Below are 15,303 nucleotides of genomic sequence, written 5' to 3'. Positions count from 1 at the left end.
CGCATGGCCACGCCACTGGAACGCTTCATGCAATCGGAGTCCTCGGGCGGCATCGTGCTCATGTTTTCGGCGCTCGCCGCGCTGATCGTGGCTAACAGCCCACTGTTCACCACTTATACCAGCGTACTGCATGCCTCTTTTCTGGGTATGTCTGTTGAACACTGGGTCAACGATGCGCTGATGGCGATATTTTTTCTATTGGTAGGCCTCGAGATCAAGCGTGAGATGCAGATTGGCGAACTCGCCAAATGGAGCCAGAGGGCACTGCCGGGTTTTGCCGCCCTGGGGGGCATGATTGTCCCCGCGCTTATCTACGCCTGGGTCAATAGGCATTCTTCTGAAACGTTGGCGGGTTGGGCCATCCCCGCAGCAACCGACATTGCATTTGCGCTGGGTGTGCTCTCGTTGCTGGGCAACCGAGTGCCGATGTCTCTCAAGGTCTTCCTCTCAGCCCTTGCCATTCTGGATGACCTGGGCGCGGTCGCTATCATTGCCATGTTCTATACCAGCGGCCTGGACGTGACCATGCTTGCGGCTTCCGCTGGGGTGATTGCAGTGTTGCTGGTCATGAACAAGGCCGGGGTAACCAGACTGTTGCCCTATCTGGCGCTGGGTTTGGTGTTGTGGGTGCTGGTTCTAAAATCCGGTGTACACGCAACGCTGGCGGGGGTCGCACTTGCCTTTTGCATCCCGCTGAACAAAGACGCCCCAGCAGAGGATTCCCCATCCCTCAAGCTTGAACGACGGTTATCGCCGTGGGTCGCTTTTCTCATCATGCCGATCTTCGGTTTTGCCAATGCCGGCGTCTCCCTGGCGGGTGTGTCATTGAGCAATCTGCTGGATCCCGTGCCGTTGGGGGTCGCCGCGGGACTGTTGCTGGGCAAACAGCTCGGCGTCTTCACCTTCGCGCTGGTGGCGATCAAGGCCGGGCTGGCGCAAATGCCGACCCACAGTTCGTGGCGGCAAGTATATGGCGTGGCGTTGTTGTGCGGGATCGGGTTCACGATGAGCTTGTTTATCGGCAACCTGGCGTTCCCCGGTGCGCAGTTGTTGATCGATGAAGTGAAGGTTGGCGTATTGGCTGGTTCTACATTGGCTGCACTTGCGGGCATTCTGGTGTTGCGGTTTTGCGCCACTTCCAAGGCTTGAAAGAAGAAGACCGCCGAACGGCTTGATCTCACCTATAAAAAAACGGCGCTTATCCAGAAATGGAAAGCGCCGTTTTTTTGGTTCTGAAAAAGAACCGGTATTTCTTGGGGAAGTTATTCCGGCATCGACCAGGATTGAAGTTTGTAGCCTTCCTGGCTCAGTTCGGCACGGGCCTGTTTCAACAGGTCGGCAAGTTGCGCCGGGTCGGTGTAGGCGCTACTTGGAATCTGGGTACGACCGATATGGGTATTGGTGCGGTCAATGACGGTCAGGCTCAGTTCGCCGTTACCGTCTTGTGGGGCCCAGGCCACGCATTGGAAAGGACGGAATGCGCGGTCGGCAATCAAAAGAGCTTCGTTGATACGGAGCGGGGCGTTCATGGCGTTTATCTCTCAAGGGTGCCCAATCAAATGATGTGCCGTCGGTTGGGCATACCGTGCGGCGGGTTACTTGTACTGATGTCCCGAACCCGGGACCAGGTCACACAATCTTTGAATAAATTTCGATTTTCTTTCAGACCAGGCTTTTCGGCTTTTGTTTGAAAGCGTGGTGAAAGATTCGACGCGCGGAAACTAACGAAGCGCATTTCTTATAACCGGTTTGTGGTCGACTTGATAACTAATCGATACAAGCAAGTGTCAACCTCTTGCTACTGTTACATGCAGGTTCGCCAAACGCCTGTTTCTAATCATATTTCCTTAATTTTGGCGCCAAGGATCAGTCATGATCGAAGCCAGTGCGTTGCGTCGCCTTCTCGTGGTTGACCCTTGTGATGATTGCCATCGCCTGATGCCAGGCTTGCGCGCCATCGGCTGGGATGTCGACAGCTGTTCCCTTGAGCATGCCAGCGACCGGAGCTGTGACGTCGGCCTCTTGCGCTTGCAGCCCTTCCATCTGGAGCGGCCGGAAGCGGTCAAGGAACTGATCAGCCGCAGCGGGACTGAATGGATCGCCGTGCTCAGCCAGGAAGTGCTGCGCCTGCAGAACGTCGGGGATTTTGTCTGCGAATGGTTCTTTGACTTCCACACCCTGCCGTTCGATGTGTCCCGGGTCCAGGTGACGCTGGGGCGGGCGTTCGGCATGGCGCGGTTGCGGGGGCAGGGCTCTGTCCACATCGATCAGCCTGAACACGAGCTGCTGGGCGACAGCAAGCCAATTCGCGAGCTGCGCAAGTTACTAAGCAAACTGGCGCCGGCTGAATCGCCCGTACTGATTCGCGGCGAGAGCGGCACCGGCAAGGAGTTGGTGGCGCGCACCCTGCATTGCCAGTCTCATCGGCGTAACAAACCGTTCATTGCGATCAATTGTGGCGCGATCCCGGAGCATCTGATCCAGTCCGAGCTCTTTGGCCACGAGAAGGGCGCCTTCACCGGCGCCCATCAACGCAAGATCGGACGGATCGAAGCCGCCCACGGTGGCACGTTGTTCCTCGACGAAATTGGTGACTTGCCGCTGGAATTGCAGGCCAATCTGCTGCGATTCCTCCAGGAAAAACACATCGAGCGAGTCGGTGGCAGCCAGCCGATTGCCGTTGATGTCAGGGTGTTGGCGGCGACACATGTGGACTTGGAAGCGGCCATCGAGCTCCGGCGTTTCCGAGAGGATCTGTACTATCGCTTGAACGTTCTGCAAGTCGTGATGGCGCCGTTGCGGGAGCGTCATGGCGACTTGGCGATGCTGGCGAGCCATTTTTCCCATTTCTACAGTCACGAAACCGGTCGCCGACCTCGCAGTTTCAGCGAGGACGCATTAGTGGCGATGGGGATGCACGACTGGCCCGGCAACGTGCGCGAGCTGGCCAACCGCGTCCGTCGCGGCCTGGTACTGGCGGAAGGGCGACAGATCGAAGCCCGGGACCTGGGCCTGGCCAGCCATCAGGGCGTCGTCGCCCCGATGGGTACTCTGGAAGACTACAAGACCCGCGCCGAACGCCAGGCCTTGAGCGACGTGCTCAATCGCCACAGCGACAACCTGAGCGTGGCGGCCCGTGTGCTGGGCGTGTCGCGTCCGACGTTCTATCGGCTGCTGCACAAGCACCAGATTCGCTGAACGGCCTCGCTCCCACAGTGGGGAGTCAGCTTTCCAGACCGCGTCGTTCGATCAGGCCAAATACGTCCGTCGCTTCCAGCCCCCACAACCGACCGGTAGGACGCCCCCACGATACTTGTGGGAGCGAGCTTGCTCGCGATGACATTCGAGATTTTGTACTGGGATTGCCCGCGCCAGTAAATGTCGCCATCGAAGCCAGCAATCTCCATCACCAGGATTCGCCGACCTGGCTAATGCGCAAGGCTGTGATCTCCCTCAGTTGTCGATTGCATGATCAGCCTTTGCATCAGAAGTAATACGGGAATTTCAGGCTGAAGGTGAAATCCGGTGCGTCGTCGGTCAGCCCGATGGACAGGTTGGGCACGATGGTCAGGTTGTCGCTGGCGGCCAGGGTCATGCCGATGTTGAAGTAGCCCGCGTTGGCGTCGCTGGACACCACCGATTCCCAATCCCCGCCGTCCTGCTTGAGCTTGCTTTTCTTCTGGATCAAGTCGGAGACCGAAAACGACATGCTCATTTTCTCGTTCAGGGCAAAGGCGATACCCGCGCCGATCTGGAAGCTGTCGCCGATCCGCACCTTGCCAGGCACCTCCTGGTTGACGGTCGAGCTGATGTCGTCGAAGGATTCTTCGAAATTGTGGGTGTAGGAAAGGCTGCCGAACAGCACGGCCGGATCGAACGTCTTGACCAGGGAGATGCCCGGGGTGATCGACCAGACGCCGTTGCCCGTGGGCAAGTCTTCGGGAACGAACAGGTTGGTGTTGGCCTGGGACTGGCGCAGCTTGATGCCAAACGGATCCTTGCCGGTGGGTGCCTTGACGCGAAGAGTCACCACGGCATCCGGGCTGCTGACCGATTCATCCATGAATTTGTAGGCGATGCCGAAATTCACGTCGCCGATGGTCGGGTCGCGGGTGACGGTTTCTTCGCTGGTCACCCCGGCGGCCCCTTGATTGGCGCCACCGGACTGGTAGGTTGATTCGCGATAGATCACCGGCACATTGAGGTCGAACTGCCAGCGGTTGTCGAAGTTGTAGCGACCGGTGAGGTCCAGCGTCCAGGTGTCGGCCTTGATCCGATCGAGGTTGATATTGCCCAGGAAAATCGAATCCAGGGCCAGAAAACCATTGAGGATCAGCTGTCGCGTGTCGTAGCGCGAATAAGTCACGCCGGTTTCGAAGCTGAATTTTCCGCCGCCGAAGAAGCCGCTGGCCTCATCGTAGAGGTTGGAGACGCTCTGGGCCGGCTGCGAATCGTCGGCCAGGGACTGTCCGTAACCGCTGCCTCCTGAACTGGCCGCGCCGCTGCCCGCCACGCCCTGGTTGCCTTTCATGTCGGCCGGGGATTTAGCCAGGCGCTTGGGCGGCGGGGCGGTGGGTTGGTCTTCCACCTGGCGGACGCGTTGTTCGAGGACCGCCAGGGCTTTTTGCTGGACCTCGTACCGTTGCTTGAGCTCTAGAAGTTCTTGTTTCAGGGCCTCGATGTCCGAGTCCGGTGCAGCTTGCACCAGAGTTGCCGGGAACATCGTGCTTAAACACATCACAGCGCGCAACGATACGGATCGATACATGAAATATGCCGTCCCTATTTGCCCAATGATTGGAGATCAGCGTAGATCAATATCCGAGGTTTCGAAGGCCGCGCAGCTGCGTAAGGTTGCAGTCCAGGGCTCCGGTGCTGGGGCCATTGTTGTTCAGCACGACATTGAGCTGGGTCATGTTGTTGACCAGGTTGCTGTTACCCAGCAGGCGGGTGTTCTGCAACAAGCCACCTTGGGCCACCTGCTGCAGGGTATTGCCCTGGTTATGGTTGGCCTGGATCGCCATCTGCACGCCGCTGCCGGTCGCGGTGACAGCGACGCTGCCGGCGGCGTTGCTGCCGCTGATGGTCTGGCCCTTGGTCAACAGTTGGCCTTGCGAGGGGGCCAGGGCAGGGGCGTGGCTGCTTTCCTTCACGTTGATGCTGACGTTGTTATAGGCCGTGTTGCCGTCACCCGCGGCTCGCACGCTTTGGGTCACGCCCTGGCCCGAGCCCAGGCCGGCGCCGCCGGTGACCGTGCCGTTGCCCTGTTCCGGGACGCTGCCGTTGCCGGTCTGCTTGATGGTGGACACATAGAACTGCGGTTTGACCGTCGAGGCCTGGATCTGCATGGAGCTTGACGCGCCGATCACGTCGCCACTGGCGTTCCGCCAGGTGCTGCTCATGACGATGCCAAAGCTGATGACTCGCCCAGGCATGACATAACGACCCCGAAGCTCGGCGAGTTCCTGATCCTTGACTTCGATGGGGTTGAAACCGGCGTGGGCAAGACCCGACGTCGTTGCGGCCAGGCAGGCCAGCGTGAGCCAGTATGAGGTTTTCATGTGTTGCTCCCGGAGCTTCCTGCTCCTTTTGTATTTTTATTGGCAGTTGTCCGGCGATTAGAAAAAATCGCTCTGAATGAAGCCGAAATCCATTAGTTCCGCGTCCTTGACCGGGTTGAAGCCGTCCAGTTTGTTGCGTGCCGTCAGGGGTTGCGGTGGGCTGCGCAACGCGTTGGTCTTGTCGTAGCCGGGGCCGACGATGGCGAAGACGATGCCGTTCCAGCCTTTGACGAATTCGTCATGGGCGTAGCGTTTGTGCCCCAGCACCGGGTCAGCGATGTAGACCCATTGCTTGTCGGATCGCTGCAGTACCACGAAGTGCTTGTAGCCGCGTATATCCATCAGGACCACGACTGGAATCGTCACCGCGGAAAGTTTCTCCGGCGGTATCCGATAGCCCCGGGCGCGCATGCCGATGGTTTCGACGTAGCGTTTCATGTCCAGCATGGAGAAGCCCTGGGTACGAACCAGGTCGTGGTCGGCATTGACCAGCATGCCCTTGATAACCTGTTCTTCATCCACGTCGAGCCAATAGGCCTGGCGCAACACGGTGGCCAGTGCGGCGGCACCGCAGCTGAAGTCGGTTTTCTGCTCGACGATGTCGCTGAACTTGCGTTCGCGCACGCTCTGCACCGGTTTGTAGACGAGCATGCCGCCAGGCAGGGCGGCAACGGGCATCTGCGCGGCTTCGCTCGCGCAGGCAAAGCATAGACACAGGCAAAGCGCTCTCGCACGCATGATCGATACGCCTAGTGGATATCGGGAAAAGCCCCCTGTGGGAGCGAGCAGGGCCCGCTGCCACAGGGAAGCTTTTTTTACATGCAGGCCTTGCAACCCGCAGCAATCGACAGCGAGTTGCTCTGCTGATTGCCCACGCCCGCCGACACGTTGGCGCCGCCGTTGCCGGAGAAGCCGTTCATGGAGTTGGTCATGGTTGCGTTGTTGATCACAGGGTTTTTCCAGCCGTCGCGGGTCAACACTTGTTGGGTGTTGCTGCCGGCCAGTTCGAAGGTGCCGACGGCGGAGAACTTGAACTTGTCGTCGTCGTGACCGCCACCGTAACCGCCTCTGTTGCCCCAGCCGCCGTCATCTTCGACGGTACCGTTGCCTTTGGCCTTGAAGGTGCCAGAAGCCTCGTAGCTGTTGGTAAGGGTGACAACCTCGTTTTTCTTCACGCCTTTGTTGTCGACCACCAGGCCGGTGGAAGACTGGTCAGCCGACGCAGCGGCTTGAGCCACCCGGCCGCCCGACACAGCGATGGCCAGGTTGTTTTTCTGCTGGTTGAAGTTGCCGGCGGTCACGTTGATGCCGATGTTGCCGGAGCCGTTGTTGCCCGCGTTGGTGAGCGACGCGTTGTTCAGCGTGGAGTTGTTCTTGACGTAGTTGTTGTTATTGACTTGCGTGGCGCTGGACATGGCGACAGCCGAGCCGAAGATGAAGCTTTCATCGGCGGTGGCCAGTGCGGCGGCATTGTCCTGCTGGTTGCCATCCCCGGCGGCGATGTTGGCGCCCATGTTGCCGTTGCTGCCATTGAGGGAATCAGTGGCCTCGGCGGTGTTTCGGGTCGCCTGGTTGGTCACTTCGTTGCCGTCACTGTTCTGCACATCCAGCACCGTGGCCCCAGCGCCGGCGCTGATGGAGAGCAGTTGTTCCAGCGTTGGCCCTTTAGGGCCGTGGTTGCCATGGCCGTTGCCATGACCATTGCCGTGACCGTTTCCGTCAGCCTGTGCAGCCATTGCCATGACAGCGGCGAGAGCGAAAACCAATGGTTTGAGCGCCATTGTGGGTTTCATGGTGTTTCTCCTTGCGTGTCGTTGGTTAAGTGTCGGTACTTTCTTATGCGCTGCGCCGGGTCAGTCAGCGACCCGGATGCTCAGGGTGTTAGCCATGCGGTTCCCCACCCCGGCACTCTGATGCACCTGGATAACCCCTCGGCTGCCGGTGAAAGCCTGGTCGCTCGTTGCGACCTGGCGGCTGCCGGTTGGGGTGTCAGTTGCTCCGGAGTTCGGTACCAGCGCCACGTTCTGTTGAGACAGGGCGCTGTCGTCCATGCTTTGCGGGCGGGCACTGATGCTCACCCGCATGACATTGGCCATCTGGTTGTTGGCGCCGGCGGACTGGTTGACGCCCAGCACGCCGTTGCCGTTGGTGAATGAGCTGCCACCAATGCGCGCGCTTGCGTTCATCGATGCACTGGCCGGCGTGTCGAGGCGTTGCCGCACGACGGTGGTCGCCTGGGCGTCGGTGCCAATGGCAATGGCCCGGGTGTTGGTCTGTTGGGTCCGGTCCCCGGCCGCCTGGTTGACATTGAGGTTGCCGGTATAGCGACTGCCGGAGTTCTGCAGATCGGCATGGCTCACCGCCACGCCTGGATCGGCGAGCACGGCGGATGAGCCGAGCAGCGCGATCAGGAGCCAAGTCGAATTCATCTCACTGGCCTCCCGCCAAGCGGCCCAATGGGGCCAGGCCGGAACTCAGCGAGCGGTTGATGGTGCCGGAAATGGCGCCGCCGCTACCGCCACCGTGTCCAGCGCTCATGCCCGGCATGCCGTTGGGATTGGTCACCACGTTGAGGCCTTGCACGCCGGTATTCGGATTGACCGTGTTGCGGATCGTCGAGCCGCTGGCAATGCCGGCGAATTCGCCGTCGCTGAGCTCAGTGCTCGCGGTTGCCTGGTTGATCCGATCGGAAGGGTTGGCGTTGACGGTGGTCGGGTAGGGGTCTTTGCCGCCGTTGCGACCGATATGGACGGGCTGCACGTCACGGTCGAGTACGATGACGCCGTTGCCCTCGGCTTGTGCCGGCAGGCTGAGCGTTGCCGCGGTGGCGCAGCCGAACAGCAACAGACAGGTCAAGCTTGTGTTGATAGTCCCCATGACTTCGTTCCTTCTGCACTTGGCGCTGGCCCTAGTCAGCGTTGCGAAGGAGCGGAGCAGGTGTTGTGCCGGATTTCGAAAAGCGCGGGTTTTCAGTAAGTTGCGGGAATGACCAGGCGAGCGTCAGGCAATCTGTTTCATCGATGAAACATGCCTGCCGACGGGCTACCGGCCACAGGCCACTGTTTGGCCCCAGAACCGGGGTTGGAAGAAGGTGTATCAGTGACTTGACAGTCAGGCTGCCAAACCCTTGAGGCGGCGGTGGATCCGCGTTTGGCGAGAGCGGGATGTATCAGGGATGAAACATCACGCTTGGAGCAACCGGGAGACGGCAGCCAGAACTTGCTCGCGGCGCTGCGCCCAGTCACCTTCGATTTTCAGGAAGGGTTGCCGGTGGCGAACCAGCCAGTCTTCAATGGCATCAAAAAAAATCACCCGTTCGGCGAGGGCAGGCTGACAGCGCAAACCGTCGCCGATCCATTCGACCTGTTCGGGGCTGAGGAGCAGGTGTAAGTCGTAATGGCGTGCCAGCAGGGCCGGTTCGAGCCAGGCCGGGCAGTCGCCGAACAGCGTCTGGCTCCAGAGGATATTGCTCAACAGGTGCGTGTCGAGGATCAACAAGGCCGGTTGTCGCGCCCGGGCCGCATCTTCCCAGGCCAGTTGCCCCGTGGCGATAGCGGTAATGTCGTCCAGGGACGTCTCGCGTTGGGTCTGTTCCATGAAGTGGCGCACGTATTCATCCACCCGCACGCCGCCGAAATAAGTCTGCAACTGGGCCGCCAACCAGCTCTTGCCGCTGGATTCCGGACCGGTCAGCACCACCACCTTCATGTGCGCAGCGCCGGGTCGGCACGCCATTCCCGCCAGCCTTGCACCGCCAGCAGGGTAAACAGGGCGTAAAGGGCGGCGGTCAGGTACAGATCCTTGTAGATGAACAAACCCACGAAAGTCACGTCGAGGACAATCCACAACGGCCAGCACTGCACGCGTTTCTGTGCCATCCACCACTGGGCAACCAAGCTGAACCCGGTGAGCGCCGCGTCGAGCCAGGGTTGCGCGGCGTCGGTCCAATGGGCCATCGCACCGCCCAACATCAAGCTACCCGCCGCACCGATGGCAAGGCCGAGCCACACCGACGGCGCGCCCAGGCGAGTGACCTGGCGTCCCTCGTGATCGCGCCCGGCGCGGGTCCACTGCCACCAGCCATACAGCTGCAGAACCGCGTAGACCACCTGCAACAACATGTCGGAATAAAGCTTCACTTCGAAGAAAATCCAGCTGTACAGCAGCACCATGACCAGGCCGATCGGCCAGCACCAGGGGTTCTGCTTGACGGTCAACCAGACAGCGATCACGCCGAGGGCTGCGGCAAACAGTTCAAGCCCGGACATGGCGATTCCTTGGGGAAGTCGGAGAGGGCGGGGATTGTAAACGCTATGGGGCGCAGAGCTCCAACTTCAGCGCTGAAAGCCTTGGCGCTATCGCGAGCAAGCTCACAAGGGATTACGGTGTAAATCCGCACTCCAGATCATCTCGCAACCCTGTGGGAGCGAGCTTGCTCGCGATGGCGCCGGGTCAGCTGGCATCCATGTTGGATGTGCTAGCGCATCGCGAGCAGGATGCATCTCAGACCCGGAACTGCTTGAGCAACCCGTTCAGCTGTTCGCTCAAGTCTTTCAGGCGCGCGCTCGCCAGGCTCGACTGCTCGGCGGCCACGGCGGTGCTGTGGGAGAGGCCGGCGGCCTGGGTGACGTTCTGGTTGATGTCTTCCACCACATGGGCCTGTTGAAGAGTGGCGCTGGCGATGGAAGCGTTCAGGCTGTTGAGGTTGCGCAAGGCTTGGCCGATGGCGTTGAGGCTGGCACCGGCCAGGCCCGCTTGTTCGATGGTCAACTGCGAGGCCCGGCTGCTGTCGCTGATGACTTTCACCGCGGCTTCGGAGTGGTTTTGCAGGCGTTCGATCATGGCCTGGATTTCCGCCGTGGATTTCTGCGTGCGCTGGGCCAGCAGACGCACTTCGTCGGCCACCACGGCAAAGCCGCGGCCTTGTTCGCCGGCGCGGGCGGCTTCGATCGCGGCGTTGAGCGCCAGCAGGTTGGTTTGTTCGGCGATGGAGCGAATCACCTCCAGCACGCTGCCGATCTGGGTGCTTTCACTCGCCAGGGTGCGGATCACTTCCACGGCCTGGTCGATGGTCTGCGAAAGCCGGTCGATCTGTTGCAGGCTGCCGTCGATGTTGACCTGGCCTTGCTGGGCCTGGGATTCGGCGTCGCGCATTTCGCTGGCGGCATGTTCAGCGTTCTTGGCGACGTCCTGCACGCCATAGGTCACTTCGTTGATGGCGGTCGCCACCAGTTCCATCTGTTGGGATTGCTGCTGGCTGCGCTGCTGCGCCTGCGCGGCGTCGTTGCCCAGTTCGCTGGATGATTGCCCCAGCGCGCTGGCAGAGCTCTGCAACTGGCCCACGACTTGCCGCAGTTTTGCGGTAAAGGCGTTGAAGTGTCGCGCCAACTGGGTGACTTCGTCCTGACCGTGGGTGTCGAGGGTGCGGGTCAGGTCGCTTTCACCGCTGGCGATGTTGGCCATGGCGTTGACGGTGTCCTGAAGCGGACGGACGATGCTGCGCACGATCAGCGTCAGCAGCAGGCCCATGACCAAGGTAATCGCCAAACCGATCAACGCGGCCTTGATCACCTGGGACTGGAATTCTGCCTGGACGTCATCCACATACACACCGGAGCCAATGATCCAGCCCCACGGTTCGAACAGTTTGACGTATGACGTCTTGCCGACCGGCGCGTCGGCGCCCGGCTTGGGCCAGAGGTAGTCGACCATCCCGGCGCCCTTGGCCTTGGCGATGGTGACCATCTCGTTGAACAGCGCAAACCCGTTGGGGTCGCGGATCGCCGAGAGGTTCTGGCCTTCGAGTTTGGGATTGGTGGGGTGCATGACCATGACCGGCGTCAGGTCGTTGATCCAGAAGTAGTCGTTCTGGTCATAGCGCAGCCCGCGGACGGCGCTGAGGGCCTGCTTCTGCGCCGCATCGCGCGTCAGCGTGCCGGCGGTTTCCAGGCCATGGTAGTAGCTCAACACACCGCTGGCGGTCTGGACCACGTGTTGGGTCTTCTGCACCTTGGCCTGATACAGGTCCGTGTGGATCTGCTTGAGCATAAACGCGCCCAGCGTGAACAACATCACGATGGCCACGACCAGGATGAGCCACAAGCGTCGGCTGATCGATACACTGCGCAAGCTATTCATACGCTGTCACTCCGGTTCTTATTCTTGTCATTTAACGACGGCCGGCACTTTAACGCTCGGCAGGTACGCGTGATGGACCTGGGTCATGACGCGGCAGCGTTATCAGGGCTTGTCTGATAGGATTTCGGCCCCGCAGCGCAAAACCTGAGCCGGTTCTGCTTTTTTCATTGGTTTTTTTTGCAAGGTCGCGGTTATCGTGCAGCCCGCTGCGCTCGCCGCGTAATGTTTGAATATAGAAAGGCCTGGATAGACAGGCTTTTTTTTGGGGGATGAATGGATTTGTGGACTGCCTTTTCGGCATTGATTCTTGGCGTGGTAGAGGGCCTGACGGAGTTTCTGCCGATTTCCAGCACGGGGCACCAGATCGTTGTTGCGGATTTGCTCGGGTTTGGTGGCGAACGTTCGATGGCGTTCAACATCATCATCCAGCTCGGCGCGATCCTGGCGGTGGTCTGGGAGTTTCGGCGCAAGATTTTTGATGTGGTGTTGGGCCTGCCGACCCAGCCCGGCGCCCGTCGATTCACCGCCAACCTACTGATTGCCTTCTTTCCCGCGGTGATATTGGGCGTGCTGCTCGCCGACTGGATCCATCATTACCTGTTCAACGCCATTACCGTTGCGACGGCGCTGGTAGTGGGTGGGTTGGTGATGCTGTGGGCCGAGAAGCGCCAGCACACGGTGCACGCCGAAACCGTCGATGACATGACATGGAAGGACGCCCTGAAAGTCGGCCTGGCCCAGTGCATCGCGATGATTCCCGGCACCTCCCGCTCCGGGGCAACCATCATCGGCGGGCTGCTGTTCGGCCTGTCGCGCAAGACCGCCACGGAATTCTCTTTTTTCCTGGCAATGCCGACCATGGTCGGCGCGGCGGTTTACTCCGGCTATAAATACCGCGAATTGTTCGTTCCGGCGGATTTCCCCGTGTTTGCCATCGGCTTCATCACCGCGTTCATCTTCGCCATGATCGCGGTCAAGGGCCTGCTGCGCTTCATCGCCAGCCACAGCTATGCAGTCTTCGCCTGGTATCGGATTGCGTTCGGCCTGTTGATCCTGGCGACCTGGCAGTTTGGCTGGGTGGACTGGACAGCGGCCAAGCCATGAACGATTCAGGCCGGCGCGGCGCGCGTCACACCAGCGGGGCCGTGCAGAACCTGCGGCTCAAGCTGGGCGTGTTCGCGCTGCTGTGCGCCTTGCCGCTCGCTGGGTCGCTTCTGCTGGGGCTGCAAGGCGAGTCCTGGGTGCCGATGACAGCTTACGGCCTCGTCAGTGTCGTGGCGTTTTTGCTCTACTGGAGCGATAAGCGCAAGGCGCGTTCGGACGCCTGGCGCACGCCGGAAAATGTGTTGCACGCCGTCGAGCTGGCCGGTGGCTGGCCCGGTGCGTTGCTGGCTCAACAGGTGTTTCGCCACAAGACCCGCAAGGTTTCGTTTCAGGTGGTGTTCTGGTTCGTCGTGTTATTGCACCAGGGGTTCTGGGTGGATCAGTTGTTCCTGGGTGGGCATCTGCTGGCGTTGTTCTAGGACGCTACAGCAACAACCCAACCTGCGTCCGCTTCGGCAATTTGCTGACCACCAGTTGATGGGAGCGTTGCAGAAGCCCCCGCAATTCGTCATCGCCCAGCGGGTAGGGCACGTTCATGATGATCCACTGCGCCCGGGCCAGATAAGGCGCGGGGTGAATGCCGGGCCGGTCGCAGTGGCCTAGAAACAGGTCCTTGTCGACCTTGAACGCCAACGAATCACTGCGCAGGCCCTGCAAGGCGAACATCTTGTTTCCAGCGATGGAAAATACCCGCACGCCGCCCCACTTGTAGTCTTCCCTGACCCCAGGCAGGCCCAGGCAAAACCGTGCGACATCCTCTTCGCTCAAGCTCATAGCGTTTTCTCTCCACATTGTTCAAACGCCGCCACCAAATGATCGATCCAGGCGCGCACCGCCGGCAGCATACCGCGCCGGTGAGGATAAACCGCCAAGAGCCAGCCATCGGGGGATGACCAGCCAGGCAACAACTCCACCAACCTGCCGTCGCGCAATTCCTCTTCGCAATACATGCTCGGCAGCAGGGTAAAGCCCAGGCCGGCGAGGGCGCAGGCGCGGCGCACGATGAAATCATCGATGCCCAGGCGCGCTTCCAAGGCCAGTTCGGTGCTTTGGCCACGGCGGTCAAGCAGGCGCAGGTGAACCTGTCGATCTGCTTCCAACGCCCCCAGCACCGGCAGTTGCCGTAGATCCTCCGGAGTTTCGATTCGCCGCCCCTCGGTAAAGGCGGGGCTGGCGACCATGATCAACCGGGCCTGGCGCAAGCGGCGGGTCATCAACAGTGGGTCCTCGTCACCCAGGTCTCTCACCCGCAGCGCCACGTCGATGCCTTCGCTGACCAGGTCCACCCGCCGATTGAGCAGAATCATCTCCAGTTGGACCTGCGGGTATTTCGCCAGGAAAGTTTCGATGATCGATGGCAAAAACTGGTGCGCCAATCCCACCGGGCTCGACACCCGCAGCCGTCCACGGGGCTCGCTGGACATGCTCGCCACGGCCTCGTCGGCCATCTCCGCTTCCAGCAACATCGCCTGGCAGTGGCGAAGGTAGCGTTCGCCCACGGCGGTCAGCTTCAGTTGGCGAGTCGTACGTTGCAACAGGCGAGCATTGAGACGCTCTTCCAGCTCGGCTATACGCCGTGACAGCCGCGACTTCGGTATGCCGAGCAAGCGCCCGGCCGCCGCGAAGCCGCCGGCCTCGACCACCTTGGCGAAGTAATAAAGATCGTTGAGGTCCTGCATGGCCAGCTCGATTGTCCTGTCAGTGGAACAAACTATCGCATTGTTGGTATCTTATCGGCTATTGGTTTCATCGATAGGATTGTTCTCAATTGATCGCCTGGTCGCGATCCTCACTTGGAGAGCACTCACATGAAACTGTTGCACATCGATTCGAGCATCCTCGGCGACAACTCCGCTTCGCGCCAATTGAGCCGTGAACTGGTCCAGGCTTGGACAGCCGCCGAGCCGGGCATCACCGTCACTTACCGCGACCTGGCGACCGATGCCATCAGCCACTTTTCCGCCCAGACGCTGGTCGCCGCCGGCACCAGCGCTGAGCTGCGCGATGCTGCCCTCAAGCACGAAGCCGACCTCAGCGCATCGACCATGGCCGAATTCCTTGCGGCAGACGCCGTCGTGATCGCTGCTCCGATGTACAACTTCAGCATTCCGACCCAGCTCAAGGCCTGGATCGACCGCATCGCCGTGGCTGGTCAGACGTTCCGCTACACCGAAGCCGGCCCCGAAGGCCTGTGCGGCGGCAAGAAGCTGGTGATCGTCTCGACCTCCGGCGGCCTACATGCCGGGCAACCAAGTGGCGTAGGCCATGAGGACTACCTGAAGCAAATGTTCGGGTTCCTGGGCATCACCGACATCGAATTCGTCCGCGCCGAAGGCTTGGCCTACGGTGATGACATGCGAAGCAAAGCGATAAGCGAAGCCAAGCTGCAGATCGGCCAGCAATTCGCTGCCGCGTAAGGCTTGCGTAAAGGCGCCAGGCGCTTCGGGCAACCTTTGCAAAACCCTGTATTCTCGTCGTCATGAAGCGGCTGGAATACGGG

17 protein-coding genes are annotated in these 15,303 nt (G+C 60.5%); 5 read left to right on the top strand and 12 right to left on the bottom strand.

Annotated features, from left to right (window positions below):
• Positions 1 to 3: 3 nt before the first annotated feature.
• On the top strand, positions 4 to 1,149 hold the full coding sequence (gene nhaA, locus J3P76_RS13550) for a Na+/H+ antiporter NhaA (RefSeq protein ID WP_434611264.1): 1,146 nt from the start codon (positions 4 to 6) through the stop codon (positions 1,147 to 1,149).
• A 113-nt stretch (positions 1,150 to 1,262) separates the two neighbouring features.
• On the opposite strand, the gene J3P76_RS13545 is transcribed toward nhaA, so the two are convergent.
• Entirely contained in the window at positions 1,263 to 1,529 is a 267-nt protein-coding gene (locus J3P76_RS13545) for a hypothetical protein (protein ID WP_030142711.1), read from the bottom strand.
• 343 nt (positions 1,530 to 1,872) lie between these two features.
• On the opposite strand from J3P76_RS13545, the gene J3P76_RS13540 reads away from it, so the two are divergent.
• A complete protein-coding gene (locus J3P76_RS13540; RefSeq protein WP_420766835.1) occupies positions 1,873 to 3,198 on the top strand; it encodes a sigma-54 dependent transcriptional regulator in 1,326 nt (441 codons plus the stop codon).
• A 286-nt stretch (positions 3,199 to 3,484) separates the two neighbouring features.
• Here the strand turns inward: J3P76_RS13540 and J3P76_RS13535 are convergent, their stop codons facing one another.
• The 9 genes from J3P76_RS13535 to J3P76_RS13495 form a co-directional block, all read right to left on the bottom strand.
• Positions 3,485 to 4,768 carry a hypothetical protein gene (locus tag J3P76_RS13535; RefSeq protein ID WP_434563902.1) on the bottom strand — a complete coding sequence of 428 codons (1,284 nt, stop codon included), beginning with the start codon at positions 4,766 to 4,768 and terminating at the stop codon, positions 3,485 to 3,487.
• A 46-nt stretch (positions 4,769 to 4,814) separates the two neighbouring features.
• On the bottom strand, positions 4,815 to 5,561 hold the full coding sequence (locus tag J3P76_RS13530) for a hypothetical protein (RefSeq protein ID WP_434700845.1): 747 nt from the start codon (positions 5,559 to 5,561) through the stop codon (positions 4,815 to 4,817).
• Positions 5,562 to 5,618: 57 nt separating this feature from the next.
• Positions 5,619 to 6,299 carry a C39 family peptidase gene (locus J3P76_RS13525; protein WP_420766838.1) on the bottom strand — a complete coding sequence of 227 codons (681 nt, stop codon included), beginning with the start codon at positions 6,297 to 6,299 and terminating at the stop codon, positions 5,619 to 5,621.
• Between the two features lie 77 nt (positions 6,300 to 6,376).
• Positions 6,377 to 7,354, bottom strand: a complete 978-nt coding sequence (locus J3P76_RS13520; RefSeq protein ID WP_420766839.1) for a heme utilization protein — start codon at positions 7,352 to 7,354, stop codon at positions 6,377 to 6,379.
• Between the two features lie 60 nt (positions 7,355 to 7,414).
• On the bottom strand, positions 7,415 to 7,990 hold the full coding sequence (locus J3P76_RS13515; RefSeq protein ID WP_434611267.1) for an adhesin: 576 nt from the start codon (positions 7,988 to 7,990) through the stop codon (positions 7,415 to 7,417).
• Between the two features lies 1 nt (position 7,991).
• Positions 7,992 to 8,438, bottom strand: a complete 447-nt coding sequence (locus J3P76_RS13510) for a hypothetical protein (protein WP_420766841.1) — start codon at positions 8,436 to 8,438, stop codon at positions 7,992 to 7,994.
• 306 nt (positions 8,439 to 8,744) lie between these two features.
• Positions 8,745 to 9,269 (bottom strand): AAA family ATPase, encoded by a 525-nt coding sequence (locus J3P76_RS13505; RefSeq protein ID WP_420766842.1) that lies wholly within the window; start codon positions 9,267 to 9,269, stop codon positions 8,745 to 8,747.
• Positions 9,266 to 9,829, bottom strand: coding sequence for a nicotinamide riboside transporter PnuC (pnuC, locus tag J3P76_RS13500; protein WP_420766843.1), 564 nt, complete (start codon positions 9,827 to 9,829; stop codon positions 9,266 to 9,268). Before pnuC ends, J3P76_RS13505 begins: the two co-directional genes overlap by 4 nt.
• A 235-nt stretch (positions 9,830 to 10,064) precedes the next feature.
• Positions 10,065 to 11,699 (bottom strand): methyl-accepting chemotaxis protein, encoded by a 1,635-nt coding sequence (locus tag J3P76_RS13495; RefSeq protein ID WP_434563908.1) that lies wholly within the window; start codon positions 11,697 to 11,699, stop codon positions 10,065 to 10,067.
• 273 nt (positions 11,700 to 11,972) lie between these two features.
• Between J3P76_RS13495 and J3P76_RS13490 the strand changes: the two genes are divergently transcribed.
• Together J3P76_RS13490 and J3P76_RS13485 are read left to right on the top strand one after the other, a co-directional pair.
• The gene (locus J3P76_RS13490; protein ID WP_420766845.1) at positions 11,973 to 12,803 is read left to right on the top strand and encodes an undecaprenyl-diphosphate phosphatase; all 831 of its coding nucleotides are present in this window, start codon (positions 11,973 to 11,975) and stop codon (positions 12,801 to 12,803) included.
• A complete protein-coding gene (locus tag J3P76_RS13485; RefSeq protein ID WP_434563912.1) occupies positions 12,800 to 13,222 on the top strand; it encodes a DUF1294 domain-containing protein in 423 nt (140 codons plus the stop codon). Before J3P76_RS13490 ends, J3P76_RS13485 begins: the two co-directional genes overlap by 4 nt.
• Positions 13,223 to 13,226: 4 nt before the next feature.
• Here J3P76_RS13485 and J3P76_RS13480 read toward each other — a convergent pair whose 3' ends face one another.
• Together J3P76_RS13480 and J3P76_RS13475 are read right to left on the bottom strand one after the other, a co-directional pair.
• Positions 13,227 to 13,577, bottom strand: a complete 351-nt coding sequence (locus J3P76_RS13480; RefSeq protein WP_420766847.1) for an MmcQ/YjbR family DNA-binding protein — start codon at positions 13,575 to 13,577, stop codon at positions 13,227 to 13,229.
• Positions 13,574 to 14,482, bottom strand: coding sequence for a LysR substrate-binding domain-containing protein (locus J3P76_RS13475; RefSeq protein ID WP_420766848.1), 909 nt, complete (start codon positions 14,480 to 14,482; stop codon positions 13,574 to 13,576). The genes J3P76_RS13480 and J3P76_RS13475 overlap by 4 nt, the downstream gene beginning before the upstream one ends.
• 129 nt (positions 14,483 to 14,611) lie before the next feature.
• On the opposite strand from J3P76_RS13475, the gene J3P76_RS13470 reads away from it, so the two are divergent.
• Complete coding sequence (locus tag J3P76_RS13470) at positions 14,612 to 15,220, top strand: FMN-dependent NADH-azoreductase (protein WP_420766849.1); 609 nt, start codon at positions 14,612 to 14,614, stop codon at positions 15,218 to 15,220.
• Positions 15,221 to 15,303 lie beyond the last annotated feature (83 nt).

Source organism: Pseudomonas sp. D1-36, assembly GCF_051132205.1.
Lineage (GTDB): Bacteria > Pseudomonadota > Gammaproteobacteria > Pseudomonadales > Pseudomonadaceae > Aquipseudomonas.
Note: the sequence above shows the minus strand (reverse complement) of the source record. Positions and strands in the feature narration are given on the sequence as shown.